Origin of the sequence: Microbacterium sp. SLBN-154 (assembly GCF_006715565.1) — a bacterium.
In the GTDB taxonomy this organism is placed as follows: Bacteria; Actinomycetota; Actinomycetes; order Actinomycetales; family Microbacteriaceae; genus Microbacterium.
On record NZ_VFNL01000001.1, the window covers coordinates 305,305 to 320,698 of the forward strand.

Genomic DNA, 15,394 nt, shown 5'->3' on the forward strand with positions numbered 1-15,394 from the left:
GCCGCGCCGGTGGTTTACCGCGTGTTACTCGGCGACGGGGATCGACTGCGCCTCGAGCGTCGAGATCGTGGCCGCCTGGCCCTCCTCGAGCGCCTCGAGCAGCGTGCCGTTGCCCTGCGCGGCGGCCTTGAAGCCGTCGGACACGTCACCGTAGGTCTGCGTCATGGTCGGGCCCCACGTGAAGTTGGGGTCGACCTGGGTCGCGGCCTCGGCGAAGACGTCATAGATGGGCTGGCCGCCGTAGAACTCCACGCCCTCCTTCAGCACCGGCAGCTCCAGTCCCGCGGTGGTGGCGGGGTAGATCTGCGCGGTCTCGTTGAGCGAGGTGAGGGCCTCTTCCGAGGTGTTCAGCCACAGCGCGAACTTCGCCGCCTCGTAGAGGTGGTCGGTGCCGTTGAAGACCGCGATGGACGAGCCACCCCAGTTGCCGGCCTTCTGGTCACCGGCGTTCCACTGCGGGGCCAGGGCCACCGACCAGTTGCCGGAGGTGTCGGGGGCACCCGAGAGGATCGAGTTGGCACCCCACACGGCCGAGTTCCAGGTCCAGACCTCACCGGAGTTGTAGGCGTTGTTCCACTCGTCGGTCCAGGCCGGGTAGGTCGAGACGAGGTCGTTCTCGATGAGGTCCTGCCAGTAGTCGGCGACCGTCGTCGACTCCTCGCCGGTGAGGTTCACCGTCCAGGCGTCGCCGTCGTTCTCGAACCACTGACCGCCGGCCTGCCAGACGAACCCGGCGAACTGGTTGATGTCGCTGTCCGAGAAGTTGGTGATGTAGCCGCCGGCCTCGCGGACCTGCACCGCAGCCTCGCGGTACTCCTCCCACGTGGTCGGAACCTCGATGCCGTTCTGCTCGAACAGGTCGCTGCGGTAGAACAGCGCCATGGGGCCCTGGTCCTGCGGGATGCCGTAGACCTCGTCCTCGGTGCCGAGCGTGACCTGACCCCAGGTCCAGTCGAGGAACTGGTCCTCGGCGGCGAGCACGTCCTCACATGCACCGAGGTCGACGAGGCCATCCTGCACGCGGAAATTCGGCAGCGCGTCGTACTCGATCTGGCCGAGGTCGGGGGCGTTGCCGGCCTCGAGCTGGTTGAAGAAGTTCTGGTAGGTGCCGGCGTTGCCCGAAGGGCCCGTCTGCACCTCGACCTGGATGTCGGGGTTCTCCTCGTTCCACATCGCGACGGCATCCTCGATGCCGGGAATCCACGAGGTGAACGTGAGAGTGACATCCTCGCCGGCCGGCTCGCAGGAGGCGGCGTCGCCTCCACTGCCCGACCCTCCGCCGGCCGCACAGCCGGCGACGGCGAGCGCGGACACGGTGAGCAGGGCTGCGGCGGCCGCTCGTTTCGTTGAACGCATTGTTTCCTTCTCTCGGTGGTGGGTGCCCGGGTTGCTGCCCGGGCGGGGGGTTGTCACTTCAGCGCGCCGGTGCCGAGGCCCGTGCGCCAGTACCGCTGAAGCAGCAGGAACGTGATGATCAGGGGGACGATCGACAGCAGCGACCCGACGAGCACGAACGTGCGCAGCTCGGGGAACTGGTTGATCGTGGAGTTCCAGGCGTAGAGCCCGTAGGTCACCGGGAACAGCTCTTCGCTGCGCAGCATGATCAGCGGCAGGAAGAAGTTGTTCCAGATGGAGACGAACTGGAAGAGGAAGACCGTCACCAGCGCCGGGAACATCAGGCGGATCGACACCGTGAAGAAGGTGCGGACCTCGCCCGCTCCGTCGAGGCGGCTCGCTTCGAGCAGTTCGTCGGGAACGGATGCCTCGGCGAAGACCCGGCTCAGATAGACCCCGAACGGGCTGACGATGCTGGGGAGGAAGACCGCCCAGAAGGTGTTGGTCAGCTGCACCTGGCTGAAGAGCAGGAACAGCGGCAGCGCGAGCGCGGTGGCGGGCACGAGCACCCCGCCGAGGACGACGTTGAAGAGCGTCTCGCGGCCCGGGAACCGGTACTTCGCCAGGGCGTATCCGCACATGGACGCCAGCAGGGTCGCCACGACGGCGCCGACCCCGGCGTACAGCAGGCTGTTCAGCAGCCACCGGAGGTACACCCCGTCGCGGTAGGCCACGAGGGCGCCGACGTTCTCGAAGAACCGGAAGTCGGCGAACCACAGCGGGTTGGTGCTGAACAGGTCGCCGCGGTCTTTCGTGGAGGCGATGAGCAGCCACCAGATGGGCGTGAGGAAGTAGAGGGTGAAGACCCCCATGACGAGGAAGGCGGCGGTGCGGGGGATGACGCCCTCGCGGGGTCCGCGGCCCACGGCATCCTGTCCGCCGCCCTTCCGCCGGCGCGACGCCGTCGGGTTGACGGCCGTCATCGTGGTCGTCGTGGTCATGACGCCGCCGCCTTCCGTCGGGTGATGCGCAGGAACGTGAACGACAGCACGAAGGTCGCAAGCGCCAGCACCACCGAGAACGCCGCGGCAAGCGACACGTTCGGGATGGAACTCGTGGCGTAGATCGTCATGTTCGGGGTGTACGTGCTCGTCACCGCCGAGCTGAACGACCGGAAGGTCTGGGGCTCGGCGAGCAGCTGCAGGGTGCCGATGATCGACAGCACCCCGGTGAGGACGAGGGCGGGGCGGATGAGCGGGATCTTGATCGACCACGCGATCCGCGCCTGCCCGGCGCCGTCCAGGCGCGCGGCCTCGTAGATGTCGCCGGGGATCGCCAGGAGCGTGGAGTAGATGATCAGCATGTTGTAGCCGACGAACACCCAGGTCACGACGTTCGCGATCGACCACAGCACCAGATCGGAGGAGAGGAAGTCGACCTGGCTGGTCACCGCCTCGAACGGCGACAAGTTCGGCGAGTAAAGGAAGCCCCACATGATCGCGGCGATGACGCCGGGCACGGCGTAGGGCACGAAGAACGCCAGGCGGAAGAACTTCTTCCCCCGCAAGAGCGGCGAGTCCAAGAGCAGGGCGAACAGCAGCGCAAGCCCCAGCATGACCGGCACCTGAACGATGCCGAAGAGGAAGACCCGACCCACGGATGACCAGAACGCGGTGTTCTGGAACACCAGCGCGTACTGTGCGAACCCGCCGAAGACCTCACGGGCCTCACCGAATGTGCCCTCGCGCTCGACGACGAGCATCGACTGCCACACGGCGTAGCCGATGGGGATCACGTAGAAGAGCGTGAAGACCAGCGCGAACGGCGCCACGAAGGCGACGATCGCCCACGGGTTCTGCACGCGCGGACGTTTCCGCTTCTGCACCGGCGCGTCGGGCGCCGCGGCCGCGCCGGCGATACCGGCGATGGATGGCGAAGTGGTCATGCCGTCTCCTCTGTCGGCTGCTCACGGATGACACGGACGCCGCCGGCGGGAACGACGATCGTTCCGGTCACGCGGCTCTGGGTCACGAGGTCATCGCCGACCGCGTCGATCTCGACGGGTCGATCGGTGTTGTTGATGACGAAACGGTAGGCGCGGTCGTCGCCGTGGCGGCGGATGACCTCGACCCCGCGTCCCGCACCGGGCTCGGCGGCGACGCCTGCCGCCGCGGCGGCGGTCTCGAGCAGGTCGCGCAGCGCCGGTGCCTCCAGCAGTGTTGCGACGTACCAGGCATCCCCGGTGCCGGCAGACCCGGCGGTGCGCCGGGTGATCGCCGGCAGACCCGCCGACGGCCCGTCCGCGAAACGTGCCACGACCGCGGCGTCGGTCACCGACATCCGCTCGGTCCACATCGTCGCCGTCGCACCGCTGTCGAGGGTCACCGTGGTTCCCGGAAGGACCGGGGCGAACTCCTCGACGCGGACGCCGAGCAGGTCGCGCCACGCACCGGGGTGACCGCCCGGGCGGACCCGGTCGTTCTCGTCGACGATGCCGCTGTAGAACGTCACGACAACGTGGGTTCCGGTGGCGGCGGCGCCGTCGAGGGCACGCGCGTCGGCGTCGGAGACGAGGTGCAGACCCGGCACGACCACGAGGCGGTAGCGCGAGAGGTCGGCCCCGGGGCGGACGACGTCGACGGTGTAGCCCAGGTCGCGGAGCGCTGCGTACATCGCGTGCACCTGGTCGAGGTAGCCGAGCGCGTGGTTCGGGCGGTTCTCGGCGTCGCCGGCCCACCACGATTCCCAGCTGAAGAGCATCGCGACCTCGGCGGTGACGGTGGTGCCCGCGACCTCGTCGAGGCGCGAGATCAGCGCGCCCAGCTCTCGCACCTCGCGCCACAGGACGCTGTCGGTGCCGGCGTGGGGAAGGAGCGCCGAGTGGAACTTCTCCGATCCCTGGAGCGAGGCGCGCCACTGGAAGTAGCAGACGGCGTCGGCGCCGCGCGCGACGTGCGAAAGCGAGTCGCGGGTCATCTGCCCGGGCGCCTTGGCGAGGTTCACCGGCTGCCAGTTCACCGCACCGGTGGAGTGCTCCATGAGCAGCCACGGCTCGCCCCCCGCCAGCCCGCGGGTGAGGTCGGCGGTGAAGGCGAGCTCCGCGAGCGGGTCGGCCAGCCGCGAGTCGAGGTAGTGGTCGTTGGCGATGACATCCATCTCGGGCGCCCAGGTCCAGTAGTCGAGGGCGTCGATGTGGGCGGTGACCATGAAGTTGGTGGTGACGGGGATGTCGCTGTGGCGACGGATCACGTCGCGCTCGGCCCGGTAGTGGGCGAGCACCTCGTCGCTGCAGAACCGGCGGTAGTCCAGGACCTGACCGGGGTTGCGCGTGGAGACGGTGCGAAGCGGGGTGAGGATCTCGTCGAAGTCGCTGTAGCGCTGGCTCCAGAAGCTCGTCCCCCAGGCGGCGTTCAGCGCGTCGATGGTGCGGTATCTGGCTCGCAGCCACCGGCGGAAGGCGCGGGTCGACTCGGCGCAGTGGCATTCGGCGTTGTGGCAGCCGAGCTCGTTCGAGACGTGCCACAGGGCGACGGCGGGGTGCGCGCCGTAGCGCGCGGCGACGGCCTCGACCAGGGCGAGCGCGTAGCGGCGGAACACCGGGGAGCTCGGGCACCAGGCCTGGCGGCCACCGGGATAACGGGTGGTGCCGTCATCCATCACCGGCAGGATCTCGGGATGCCGCGTGGTCAGCCACGGCGGAGGAGACGAGGTGCCGGTGCCGAGGTTCACGCGGATGCCGTTCTCGTGCAGCAGCGAGACGACCTCGTCGAGCTCATCGAACCGGAAGCTGCCGTCGGGCCCCTGGAGGGCCGACCAGCCGAAGACGTTGATCGCGACCAGGTCGACCCCGGCTTCGCGCATCAGGGCGACGTCTTCGCGCCACACCTCGGGCGTCCACTGCTCGGGGTTGTAGTCGCAGCCGAAGGCGACACCCTGGTGCGCGAAGCGCGGGTGAGCCGGCGACGCATCGATCTCGGTGAGAAGCGCGTCGTCGCTCTGCGGGGGGAGCGTCGTTGCGAGGTGGTCCACGGATCTCCAGAAGTGAGGGTGTTGTCCGACGTGCTGTGTGAACGTGCACAGTTTCTCGGACGACAACTCCTCGTCGAGAGTCTGTGAACGTACACACACTGACATTCACGCGGCCCGACTGTCAAGCAGAAAAGTGAACGGTGAAGGCTACAGTGGCCTCGTGACCACTCCGCCCGTCCGCCCCAAGCGTGCGACCGTGCACGATGTGGCGCAGGAGGCCGGGGTGTCGCGCGGCACGGTCAGCCGGTACGTCAACGGCGACCGCTACGTCTCCGCCACCGCGCGCGAGGCGATCGAGGCGGCCATCGCCAAGGTCGGCTACGTGCCGAACACCGCGGCGCGCAACCTCGTGATGCAGCGGAGCCAGGCGGTCGGCTTCATCGTGCACGAACCGCACTCGCTGTTCATCGAGGATCCGAACATCGGCGAGATCCTGCTGGGGGCCAACGCCGCCCTCTCGGAGGCCGATCACCAGATGGCCGTGCTCATCGCCGACACCGGCCGCGACACCGACCGTGTCGCCCGCTACCTCTCCGGTGGCTTCGTCGACGGCGTCATCATCGTCTCGGCGCGAGCGAACGACCCCATCACCCGGGTCGTGGAGCGGCTCCAGCTGCCGGCGGCGTACGTGGGCCACCCTCCCGGGGCGTCTTCAGCCTCGTTCGTGGTCATCGACAATCGCGGTTCGGCCCGCGCGATCACCTCGCGCCTGAGTAAGACGGGTCGCCGACGCATCGGGATGATCGCCGCGGCACTGGACCGCGACTCGGGGTCCGACCGCCTCGCGGGTTTCCGCGAAGCCCTCGGCGAGCAGTTCGACGAACGCCTCGTCGAGCCGGTGCCGCTGTACTCGTACTCGGCGGGGAGAGAGGGCATGCAGGCGCTGCTGGAGCGCGCACCCGACATCGACGGGATCTTCGCGGCATCCGATGCCGTGGCCGCCGGAGCGGTGGAAGCCCTGCGCGCGGCCGGACGCCGGGTGCCCGAGGATGTCGGCGTGGTCGGCTTCGACGATTCGGCGTGGGCGCGACGCACCCTGCCGGCGCTGTCGACCGTGCGCCAGCCCGCGGCACGGCTCGGCGCCGAGGCGGCGCGCCTGGTTCTGGATCGCATCGGCGGCGCCCCCGGGGGCGCCGAGGTGATGCTCGAGTGCGAGACGGTGTGGCGGGAATCGGCATGAACCTCGACGACAGCACCCTCGCGGCACGCGTGCTCGAAGCACGCCTGGAAGTGCGGCATCCATCCCCGCTGAAGCGCGCGGCGAAATACGTCGGCGCGTTCGCGCTGGCCGTCATGGGCGGCGGCGACGACCTCGCCGCCCCGACGTTCGACCTGGTGGTGGTGCGCTCCGACAGCGACGCACCGGTGCTGCGCGTGAACGCCGGAACCGATGCCGAGGCGAGCCGCCTGCTCGAGACGGTGCGGCGCGACCTGGGCGAGAAGACCGTGCGCGACTTCTTCGCCGAGTGGCGGCTGCTCGACGCCTGACCGCCGCACTGCAGTGGACTCGCCGCCGGGCGGCATCCCACCTTCGGATGACCGCGCGAGATCCGGACGGCGAGCGCGGGATGCTCCGAACTCGGCGCAGATCTCCGAAGCGCCTCAGACGCCCGCCAACCGGCGCCGGTAGGCGGCGGGCGGCGCGCCGCAGCGGTCGCGGAACCGCGCATAGAACTGGCTCTGCGACCGGAAGCCCGCGGCGAAGCCGACCTCGGCGATCGGCAGGTCGGTGGTCAGCAGCAGCCGCTGGGCCCGCGCAACCCGGCACTGCAGCAGGTATTCGCCGACCGTGATGCCGAGCGCCCGCCGGAACAGCGTCATCGCATACTGCGGGTGCAGATGCACGTGGCGGGCCACGTCGTCCACCCGGATGTCGTCAGCGGCGCGTTCGGAGATGAATGCCGCCATCGCGCCGGCGGCGCCCTTGACCCCCGGATGCCCCGGGGCGACCTCCGTACGACGCGCCGCGATCCGACGCAGGAGCGCCTCGACTTCGAGCTCGGCCGCGCGTCGCTCGGCGTCGGCGGGGTCGCGCGCGAGCGCGTCCGTCCACAGCTCCGCGCGCGGGGCGAGCGCGAGCCCCGCCTGCTCCGAGACGAGCACGAGGTCACCGGCCAGGAGCGATCCGATGAACCCGCCCGGCAACGACCAGCCGAGCGCCACCCCGAGCGGCACGGTCACCCAGCTCACCTCGTCGACGGCGGTGACGAGCCGATGCGGCCGGGCCGCCCAGAACAGCCCGAGGCTTCCCGCCGGGATCGTGGCCTGCCTCCCGTCGATGAGGTAGGTCAGCGGCGAGGGCGAGGCGTTGACCTCGAGGTCGTCGTGGCGATGCGCGGCGAACATCGCCGGCACCGCTCCTCGGAACGACGCCAACCCGAACCACTCCGGCCGGTCGTCTGGCATGCTCATGATCCCGGAATTCTCCCATGCAACTCGGGAAGTACTGCGGTGGACTCCTCCCGTAGCGTCCCTTGCATGACCGACACCACACTGACCGCCGCCCCCGTCGCGCCGACGCGCACGTGGCACCTCACCCCGGAAGAGATCGCCTTCTTCGACGCGAACGGCTACCTGATCCTCCGCGACCGGATCCCCGCTCCCCTGCTGGAGCGCCTTCGCGCGGCATCCGATGCCTGGATGGCCCAGGGCCGCGCTCTGGGTCCCGATCACCCCGACGCGGGGGACTACGCGTGGGCGAACCGGGGCGGGCAGAAGCGCATGTTCCGCGTGGACTACCTCCACAACAAGGCCGAGTCCGCATCGCTGGAACTTCTGGGCAGCCCCGCCGTGCTCGGAATCGCCGAGAGTCTCGCAGGCGAGAACTTCGTGCCGACCTACGAGTCGCTGGTGTTCAAAGACGCCGGAGACGGCGCCGCGATCGACTGGCACCAGGACGCGGTTCACCCCCGCACCCATCGCATCTTCAACATCGACGTCTACCTCGACGCCTCGCGCGCCGGGGAGGGCGCCCTGCGGGTGGCTCCCGGTTCGCACCGCGCTCCCGTCGACGTCTGCCAGCTGCAGGAGGAGTACGGCTGGGATGCGCCCGGCGTGATTCAGGTCGAGCTCAACCCCGGCGACGTGCTGGTGCACGACGTGATGATCGTCCACGGGTCGGAGGCCGTGACCGGGAATCGCCTGCGCCGGACGATCTACTACGAGTTCCGCGCCGCAGAGCAGATCCTCAGCGAAGGGCCCTGGGACGCCGAGTGGGTCGACCGGCGCCTGCGCCTCGTGCCGCTGGGCCTGCGCGAGCACGCCCGGCAGAATCCCGACACCGAGGCCTTCGACTGGCGGATCTCCCCCGAGCTCGCCCCCGCGGTCGGCGACGACGACGCCGCCGAGCTGCGCATCGCGCACGTGGTGCACTCGCCGGGGTCGTACTGCAGCGCCGGGAGCGTGCCCTTCACCGCGTGAGGTTCAGTCAGTGACGTCTGTCGATGCGGGCACGTCGTCCGTCGCGAACCGGTCGGTCGCCGCGCGCAGCGCGGCGGCGATCCCCGGCTCCGAGGCGGCGTGCCCCGCGTCGTCGACGATCACCAGCTCCGCCTCCGGCCACGACCGGTGAAGGTCCCACGCCGTCATGACCGGCGTGCAGACGTCGTACCGGCCCTGGACGATCACGCCCGGGATGTCGCGGAGTGCCGTCGCACCGCGGATCAGCTGTTCTTCGGTGAACCATCCGCCGTGCATGAAGAAGTGATTCTCGATGCGGGCGAAGGCGGTCGCCGCGACCTCGTCCGTCATCGTGTCGACGAGGTCGGCGTCGGGTCGGAGGGTGAGGGTCGCCGCCTCCCAGCGGGTCCACGCCTTGGCCGCCGGCACGTGGACGGCCGGGTCGGGGTCGGAGAGCCGGCGGCAGTACGCCTCGATCATGCGGGAGCGCTCGAGCACCGGGATGGGCGCGAGGTAGTCCTCCCAGAGGTCGGGGAAGATCGCCGCCGCCCCACCCTCGTAGAACCACTCCAGTTCGTGCGGGCGCAGGGTGAAGACACCTCGCAGGACCACCTCGGTGACCGCCTCGGGGTGGGTCTCGGCATACGCCAGGGCCAGCGCGCTCCCCCACGATCCGCCGAAGACCTGCCACCGTGCGATCCCGAGGTTGCGGCGCAGCAGCTCGATGTCGGCGACGAGATGCCAGGTGGTGTTGAAGCGCAGGTCGGCCTCGGGCGCCGACGCGTGCGGGGTGCTGCGGCCGCAGCCGCGCTGGTCGAAGAGCACGATGCGGTAGCGCTCGGGGTCGAAGAACCGGCGGTGCCACGGGGATGTCCCGGCGCCCGGTCCCCCGTGGAGGAAGACGACGGGCTTGCCCTCGGGGTTGCCGCTCTCCTCCCAGTACACGCGGTTGCCGTCGCCGACGAGGAGCTCGCCGGTCGCGTAGGGCTCGATCGCCGGATAGAGGATGTCGTCGAGGTGCGCCGGACCGCTGCTCACAGTTCGCTCCCCGAGACCGCGAACGTGTCGCAGGCGCCGACCCCACCCTGGTAGCCGGCGGCGAACCACCGCTGCCGCTGCTCGCTCGATCCGTGCGTCCAGCTCTCGGGATTGACCGGTGCCCCGGCCTCCTGCTGGATGTGGTCGTCGCCGACCGTGGCCGCGGCGTTCAGGGCGTCGGTGACCTGGGTGCCGGTCGGCTCGAGGAGGAACGGCACCCCGTTCTCGTCGACGTAATCGGTCATCGCCGCCACCCAGGCCCCGGCGAAGCAATCGGCCTGCAGCTCGATCCGCACGCCGTTGCTGTCGGGGCCGGTGCCGTTGTCGGGGTTCTGCTGCGTGATGCCGGTGATGTTCTGCACGTGATGGCCGTATTCGTGCGCGAGCACGTAGAGCTGGGCAAGCTCGCCGGCGCTCGCGCCGAAACGCTCCCGCAGGAGCCCGAAGAAGGTGGGGTCGATGTACACCGTCTCCTCGGGCGGGCAGTAGAACGGCCCCGTCGCGTTCGAGGCGGTGCCGCACGCCGACGACGTGGACTGGTCGACGATGATCAGCTGCGGCTGACGGTAGCCCTCGACCTGCTCGGCCCAGTACTGGTCGAGCACGAGCGATCCCGCCGCCAGGCGGCATTCGTCGTTGCGGTTGGCGTCGGCGCCGGTCTCGCACGAGGCGATCTCACTGCCCTCGCCGCCGGAGACTCCGGGCACGCCGCCACCGCCGAGGAGACCCGAGAAGTCTCCCCCCGTGAACAGGTTCAGCAGCAGGACGGCGATCGCACCGATGCCGGCCACGCCGCCTCCGGCGAGAACGAGTCCACTGCCGCGTCGTCGCGCCGTGTTCCCGCCGACCTGGGCGTTCTCATTGAACGTCATCTGCTCACGGTACCGCCCCCGACGTCTTCCTCACGGGACGACGCCGCCCGGCCCTATGCTCGGAGCCATGCGCGCGACGACGATCACCCTCACCGGCGCCGGAGGGCAGATCGGCTACGCCCTGCTCTTCCGCATCGCCGCCGGCGACATGCTCGGCCCCGATCGTCCCGTGCGGCTCCGCCTGCTGGAGATCCCCGCCGGCCTCCGCGCCGCCGAGGGCGCGGCGCTGGAACTGCAGGACTGCGCCTTCCCCCTCCTGGCCGGGGTGGAGATCTCGGATGACCCGCGCACGGCCTTCGACGGCTGCGAGATCGCCTTGCTCGTCGGCGCCCGCCCTCGCGGGCCGGGCATGGAGCGCGCCGACCTGCTCGCCGCGAACGCCGGGATCTTCGGCCCGCAGGGTGCGGCGCTGAACGATGTCGCCGACGACGCCGTCCGCGTGGTGACGGTGGGCAACCCCGCCAACACCAACGCCCTCATCGCGCAGTCGTCGGCCCCCGACATCCCTCCCGAGCGCTTCACCGCCCTCACCCGCCTCGATCACAACCGCGCCGTCGGTCAGCTCGCCGCCGCCCTCGAGGTGAACCCCCGCGACATCGACGGCGTCATCGTGTGGGGCAACCATTCGGCCACCCAGTATCCCGACGTCTCGCATGCCACGGTCGCCGGCCGCCCCGTCATCGACGTCCTCGCCGAGCGACAGGGGGGCGTGGACGCCGCGATCGCCTGGCTCGATGAGGAGTTCGTCCCCCGCGTCGCGCGCCGGGGCGCCGAGATCATCGAGGTGCGCGGCTCGTCGTCGATCGCCTCGGCCGCTCACGCCACGATCGAGCACGTCCGCAGCGACGTGCTCGGCGGTTTCCGCACGTCGGCGGCCGTCGTCTCCCACGGCGAGTACGGCGTGCCCGAGGGCCTCATCTGCTCCTTCCCCGTCACCTCCGACGGTTCGGGATATCGGATCGTCGCCGATCTGGGGGTCGACGACCGGTCACGGAAGCTCATCGACGCCTCGGTCGACGAGCTCGTCGCCGAGCGCGACGCCGTGCGGAGCCTGGGCATCCTGCCGTGATCGAGGTCATCGTCATCGCCACGGTGACGGTGCTCGTCATCGCCGGCGCGACCGCACTCGGTCCGCGCCTGCGGCTCGCAGGGCCCCTGCTGCTCGTGCTCCTCGGGCTCGGGGTCAGCCTGCTGCCGTTCGTGCCGGCGTTCGAGCTCGACCCCGAGGTCATCCTCGTCGGGGTCCTGCCGCCCCTTCTGTACTCGGCGGCGGTCTCGCTTCCGGCCATCGAGTTCCGCCGCGACGTGCGGCCGATCTCGGGGCTCGCCGTGCTGCTCGTGGTCGTGAGCGCCGTCGCGCTCGGATTCTTCTTCCACGCCGTCATCCCGGGACTCGATCTGTATCTGGCGATCGCACTCGGGGCCATCCTCAGCCCCACCGACGCGGTGGCGACCTCGATCGCGAAGCGGCTCGGCATCTCCCGGCGCGTCACCACCTGGCTCGACGGCGAGAGCCTGCTCAACGACGCCACCTCGCTCGTGATCCTTCGCACGATGGTGGCCGCGGCGGTGACCGGGTCCATTCCCGAGGGCGGGATCGTCGGGGCGTTCCTGTGGGGCGTGGTCGTCGCGATCGTCGTCGGCTCGATCATCGGCTACGTCAACCTGCGGGTGCGCGCGCTCGTGCGCAACCCCGCCGCGAACACCGCGATCGGGTTCGTGGTGCCGTTCGTGGCGTACATCCCCACCGAGGCGCTCGGCGGCTCGGGCCTCGTCGCCGCCGTCGTCGCCGGCATCGTCACGGGGCAGGGCGCCGCTCGCCGATTCACCCCCGAGCAGCGCCTGTCCGACGAGCTGAACTGGCGCACGGTCGAGCTGGTCCTCGAGGGTGCGGTGTTCCTGGTGATGGGGCTCGAGGTGAAGGACCTGTGGGACTCGGTGGCCGCCGACGGTGCCGGCGGTCTCGAGCGGGCGGTCTTCCTCGCCGCGACGGCGCTGCTGATCATCCTCGCTGCGCGCGCGGTCTTCGTCTCCCTCCTCGTGTGGGGCGAGTCGCGGCGCGCGCGACGCGCGGCCACCCACCTCCCGCGGGTGCGCACCTGGCCCGACAGGGTGCCCGAGCGCGCCCGCCCACGGGTGCTCCGTTTCATCGAAGACCTCGAGTACCACCGCACCACCCCGCTCGGGTGGCGGCACGGCACCGTGATGGTGTGGGCCGGCATGCGAGGCGTCGTCACCCTCGCGGCGGCGCAGACCCTTCCGGCCGAGACGCCGTCACGCGATCTGCTCGTCTTCGTCGCCTTCCTCGTCGCCGTCGGCAGCCTCCTTCTGCAGGGCTCGACGCTCCCGTGGGTCGTGCGCATGCTCGGCCTCGACGGCGAAGGCGACGAGACCGTCGATCGCGAGGAACGGATGCGACTGGATCGGGAGCTGCGGGATGCCGCGGCCGCGGCCCTCACCGATGAGAACCTCTCCCGGCGAGACGGCGAGAGCTTCCCGCCGGAGCTCATCGCCCGCGTCGGCGACCGGTACACCAGACCGCCCGACGACGACACCACCGCCCTCGTGCGCGACGCGCTCGAGCTGCGCCTCGTGCTCATCCGCGCGATGCGTCGGCGGCTCACCGAGCTGTCTTCGGGCGGGGCGTACAGCACCGCCGTGCTCCGGCACACCCTCGCCGAGCTGGACGCCGATGAGCTGAGCCTGGAACTCCGCCTCGACGGCGAGGACTGACAGCCGATCGAAAGAGGTCGCGGCACCCGTCATCCCGGGAGAGAATGGATGCCATGAGTGCGGGATTCGGCGAGGCGATGGAGACCAGCCCCGTCCCGGTCCCCCACGCCGCCGCCGACTGCCCGAAGTGCTTCACCGAACTGCAGCGCGATCGTGATTGGTGGGCCGCCCGCCCATCGGGCGCACGCCTGGTCGGACTCGTCATCGCCCGCGACGACATGCCGTCGGTGGTCGAGCAGCGTGATCTGCTCACCCGCTTCGGGGTGCCCATCGAGGGGTTCCGTCATCCCTCGCCCGAGACGCTCGAGAGCTGGGAGGAGCGTCTGGTGCGCCTGTTCGGCACGCTCCGCCACGGTGACGTGCTCGTCGTGGCGAACGTCCACGCGCTCGGACGCGACATCGAAGAGGAGACGCGCACCGTCGCCGCCCTCCGCCGCCGCGGCGTGGTCGTGAAGGTGCTCAGTCACGGCGCCCGGCACCTCTACGACGCCGGCCGGTGAGCCGTGGGGAATCGTTCGCGGGCCCGCGCGGTTTCCTCTGTCGTGGCCAGCTCTGAAACATCACGAAACGCGATGACGGCGAACGATCTGTCGCGGGCTAGCCTGCCGCCCATGACTCGTTCCGCCGTTGGCACCCACCCCGCGTCGTTCCCGACCGCCTCGCTCAGCGCCGAGGAGTTCAAGACCGTCTTCCGCGGACACCCCGGCGGCGTCGCCGTCATCACCGCCGACGCCGGCGACGGACCTGTCGCGCTGACGGCGACCTCGGTGTCGTCCGTGAGCGCCGAGCCGCCGCTGCTGATCTTCTCGCTCTCGGCCATCTCGTCGGCTGCCCCTACGATCGCCGCCGCCGACACGGTGGTCGTGCACCTGCTCGACGCGCACGACCTCGAGCTCGCCAAGCTCGCTGCCACGAGCGGCGTCGACCGCTTCGCCGACACGTCGCTGTGGGCGCGGCTTCCCACGGGCGAGCCGGTCTTCCCCGGCGCGCGGGCGTGGCTGCGCTGCGCGATCATCAACCGGATGGATGCCGGCGCCTCGACCGTCATCGCCGCGCAGGCGTTGCAGCACCAGATCACCCGCGACGTCGAGCCGGGCGAGCCCGCCGACGCGCTGGTCTACCACAACCGCAGCTGGCACCGCCTCGGCGAGCACTCGCAGCTCGGCTGACCGCGCGACGCGCGCGCCGCCGCCCGCCCACGCCACCGCCCTCCCACGCGCCCGACCCGCGCGACGCGACCCGCGCGACGCGCCCGACCCGCGCGACGCGACCCGTCAAGAAACGTCGCCTGCCCACACCCCGAGCCGCACATTCTGACGGGTCGCGAAGAAGGGGCGGCGCGCCGCCCGCCCACGCCACACGCAGCCCCGAGCCGCGCGACCCGACCCGTCAAGAAACGTCGCCTGCCCGCACCCCGAGCCGCACAATCTGACGGGGCGCAAGGAGCGCGCGACGCGCCGTCCGCCCCGCCTCACCCCCGCGCCCGACCGGCGCGACGCGACCCCGCGATTCATCCGCGCGACCTGATCCCATGCCACCCGCATCGCGGCCCGTCAAGAAACGTCGCCCGCCCGCACCCCGAGCCACACTTTCTGACGGGTCGCGAAGAAAGGGCGGCGCGCCGCCCACGCCCCACGCCGCGCCCGACCCGTCAAGAAACGTCGCCTGCCCGCATCCCGAGCCGCACATTTTGACGGGTCGCGAGGAGCGCGCGGCGCGCCTGCCCAGGCCACACGCAGCCCTGAGCCGCGCGACCCCACCCGCGATTCATCCGCGCGACCTGACCCCACGCCACGCCCGACCCGCGCGACGCGACACGTCAAGAAACGTCGCCTGCCCGCATCCCGAGCCGCACATTTTGACGGGTCGCGAGGAGCGCGCGACGCGACACGTCAAGAAACGTCGCCCGCCCGCACCCCGAGCCGCACATTCGGACGGGTCGCGAGGAGCGCGCGGCGCGCCGCACGCCCGGGGCCGCCCCCGCGCCC

General features: G+C 70.7%; 14 protein-coding genes. 7 read left to right on the forward strand and 7 right to left on the reverse strand.

Going from position 1 to position 15,394, the window contains the following annotated elements; translation table 11 throughout:
• Positions 1–24: 24 nt before the first annotated feature.
• Genes FBY40_RS01575 through FBY40_RS01590 form a run of 4 tightly spaced genes read right to left on the reverse strand, consistent with a single transcriptional unit; the run spans position 25 to position 5,307 of the window.
• A complete protein-coding gene (locus FBY40_RS01575; protein WP_141935882.1) occupies positions 25–1,356 on the reverse strand; it encodes an ABC transporter substrate-binding protein in 1,332 nt (443 codons plus the stop codon).
• Between the two features lie 53 nt (positions 1,357–1,409).
• Complete coding sequence (locus tag FBY40_RS01580; RefSeq protein ID WP_235014425.1) at positions 1,410–2,336, reverse strand: carbohydrate ABC transporter permease; 927 nt, start codon at positions 2,334–2,336, stop codon at positions 1,410–1,412.
• Complete coding sequence (locus FBY40_RS01585; protein ID WP_141935884.1) at positions 2,333–3,280, reverse strand: carbohydrate ABC transporter permease; 948 nt, start codon at positions 3,278–3,280, stop codon at positions 2,333–2,335. Before FBY40_RS01585 ends, FBY40_RS01580 begins: the two co-directional genes overlap by 4 nt.
• Complete coding sequence (locus FBY40_RS01590; RefSeq protein ID WP_235015024.1) at positions 3,277–5,307, reverse strand: beta-galactosidase; 2,031 nt, start codon at positions 5,305–5,307, stop codon at positions 3,277–3,279. Before FBY40_RS01590 ends, FBY40_RS01585 begins: the two co-directional genes overlap by 4 nt.
• Before the next feature lie 217 nt (positions 5,308–5,524).
• On the opposite strand from FBY40_RS01590, the gene FBY40_RS01595 reads away from it, so the two are divergent.
• Together FBY40_RS01595 and FBY40_RS01600 are read left to right on the forward strand one after the other, a co-directional pair.
• A complete protein-coding gene (locus FBY40_RS01595; protein ID WP_141935889.1) occupies positions 5,525–6,544 on the forward strand; it encodes a LacI family DNA-binding transcriptional regulator in 1,020 nt (339 codons plus the stop codon).
• The gene (locus FBY40_RS01600) at positions 6,541–6,852 is read left to right on the forward strand and encodes a hypothetical protein (RefSeq protein ID WP_124292171.1); all 312 of its coding nucleotides are present in this window, start codon (positions 6,541–6,543) and stop codon (positions 6,850–6,852) included. Before FBY40_RS01595 ends, FBY40_RS01600 begins: the two co-directional genes overlap by 4 nt.
• A gap of 114 nt (positions 6,853–6,966) precedes the next feature.
• On the opposite strand, the gene FBY40_RS01605 is transcribed toward FBY40_RS01600, so the two are convergent.
• The gene (locus tag FBY40_RS01605) at positions 6,967–7,776 is read right to left on the reverse strand and encodes a helix-turn-helix domain-containing protein (RefSeq protein ID WP_141939954.1); all 810 of its coding nucleotides are present in this window, start codon (positions 7,774–7,776) and stop codon (positions 6,967–6,969) included.
• 66 nt (positions 7,777–7,842) lie between these two features.
• On the opposite strand from FBY40_RS01605, the gene FBY40_RS17245 reads away from it, so the two are divergent.
• Positions 7,843–8,784 (forward strand): phytanoyl-CoA dioxygenase family protein, encoded by a 942-nt coding sequence (locus tag FBY40_RS17245; RefSeq protein ID WP_160141327.1) that lies wholly within the window; start codon positions 7,843–7,845, stop codon positions 8,782–8,784.
• Between the two features lie 3 nt (positions 8,785–8,787).
• Here FBY40_RS17245 and pip read toward each other — a convergent pair whose 3' ends face one another.
• Both pip and ypfJ read right to left on the reverse strand, forming a co-directional pair.
• Entirely contained in the window at positions 8,788–9,801 is a 1,014-nt protein-coding gene (gene pip / locus FBY40_RS01615) for a prolyl aminopeptidase (protein ID WP_200829907.1), read from the reverse strand.
• Complete coding sequence (gene ypfJ, locus FBY40_RS01620) at positions 9,798–10,673, reverse strand: KPN_02809 family neutral zinc metallopeptidase (protein ID WP_141935892.1); 876 nt, start codon at positions 10,671–10,673, stop codon at positions 9,798–9,800. Before ypfJ ends, pip begins: the two co-directional genes overlap by 4 nt.
• A gap of 67 nt (positions 10,674–10,740) precedes the next feature.
• Between ypfJ and FBY40_RS01625 the strand changes: the two genes are divergently transcribed.
• The 4 genes from FBY40_RS01625 to FBY40_RS01640 all read left to right on the forward strand — a co-directional run bounded on the left by FBY40_RS01625 (position 10,741) and on the right by FBY40_RS01640 (position 14,575).
• Positions 10,741–11,742 carry a malate dehydrogenase gene (locus FBY40_RS01625; RefSeq protein ID WP_141935894.1) on the forward strand — a complete coding sequence of 334 codons (1,002 nt, stop codon included), beginning with the start codon at positions 10,741–10,743 and terminating at the stop codon, positions 11,740–11,742.
• Entirely contained in the window at positions 11,739–13,406 is a 1,668-nt protein-coding gene (locus FBY40_RS01630; RefSeq protein ID WP_235014427.1) for a cation:proton antiporter, read from the forward strand. Before FBY40_RS01625 ends, FBY40_RS01630 begins: the two co-directional genes overlap by 4 nt.
• 53 nt (positions 13,407–13,459) lie before the next feature.
• On the forward strand, positions 13,460–13,906 hold the full coding sequence (locus FBY40_RS01635) for a recombinase family protein (RefSeq protein WP_235014429.1): 447 nt from the start codon (positions 13,460–13,462) through the stop codon (positions 13,904–13,906).
• A gap of 111 nt (positions 13,907–14,017) precedes the next feature.
• Entirely contained in the window at positions 14,018–14,575 is a 558-nt protein-coding gene (locus tag FBY40_RS01640) for a flavin reductase family protein (protein ID WP_141935898.1), read from the forward strand.
• Positions 14,576–15,394: the final 819 nt, after the last annotated feature.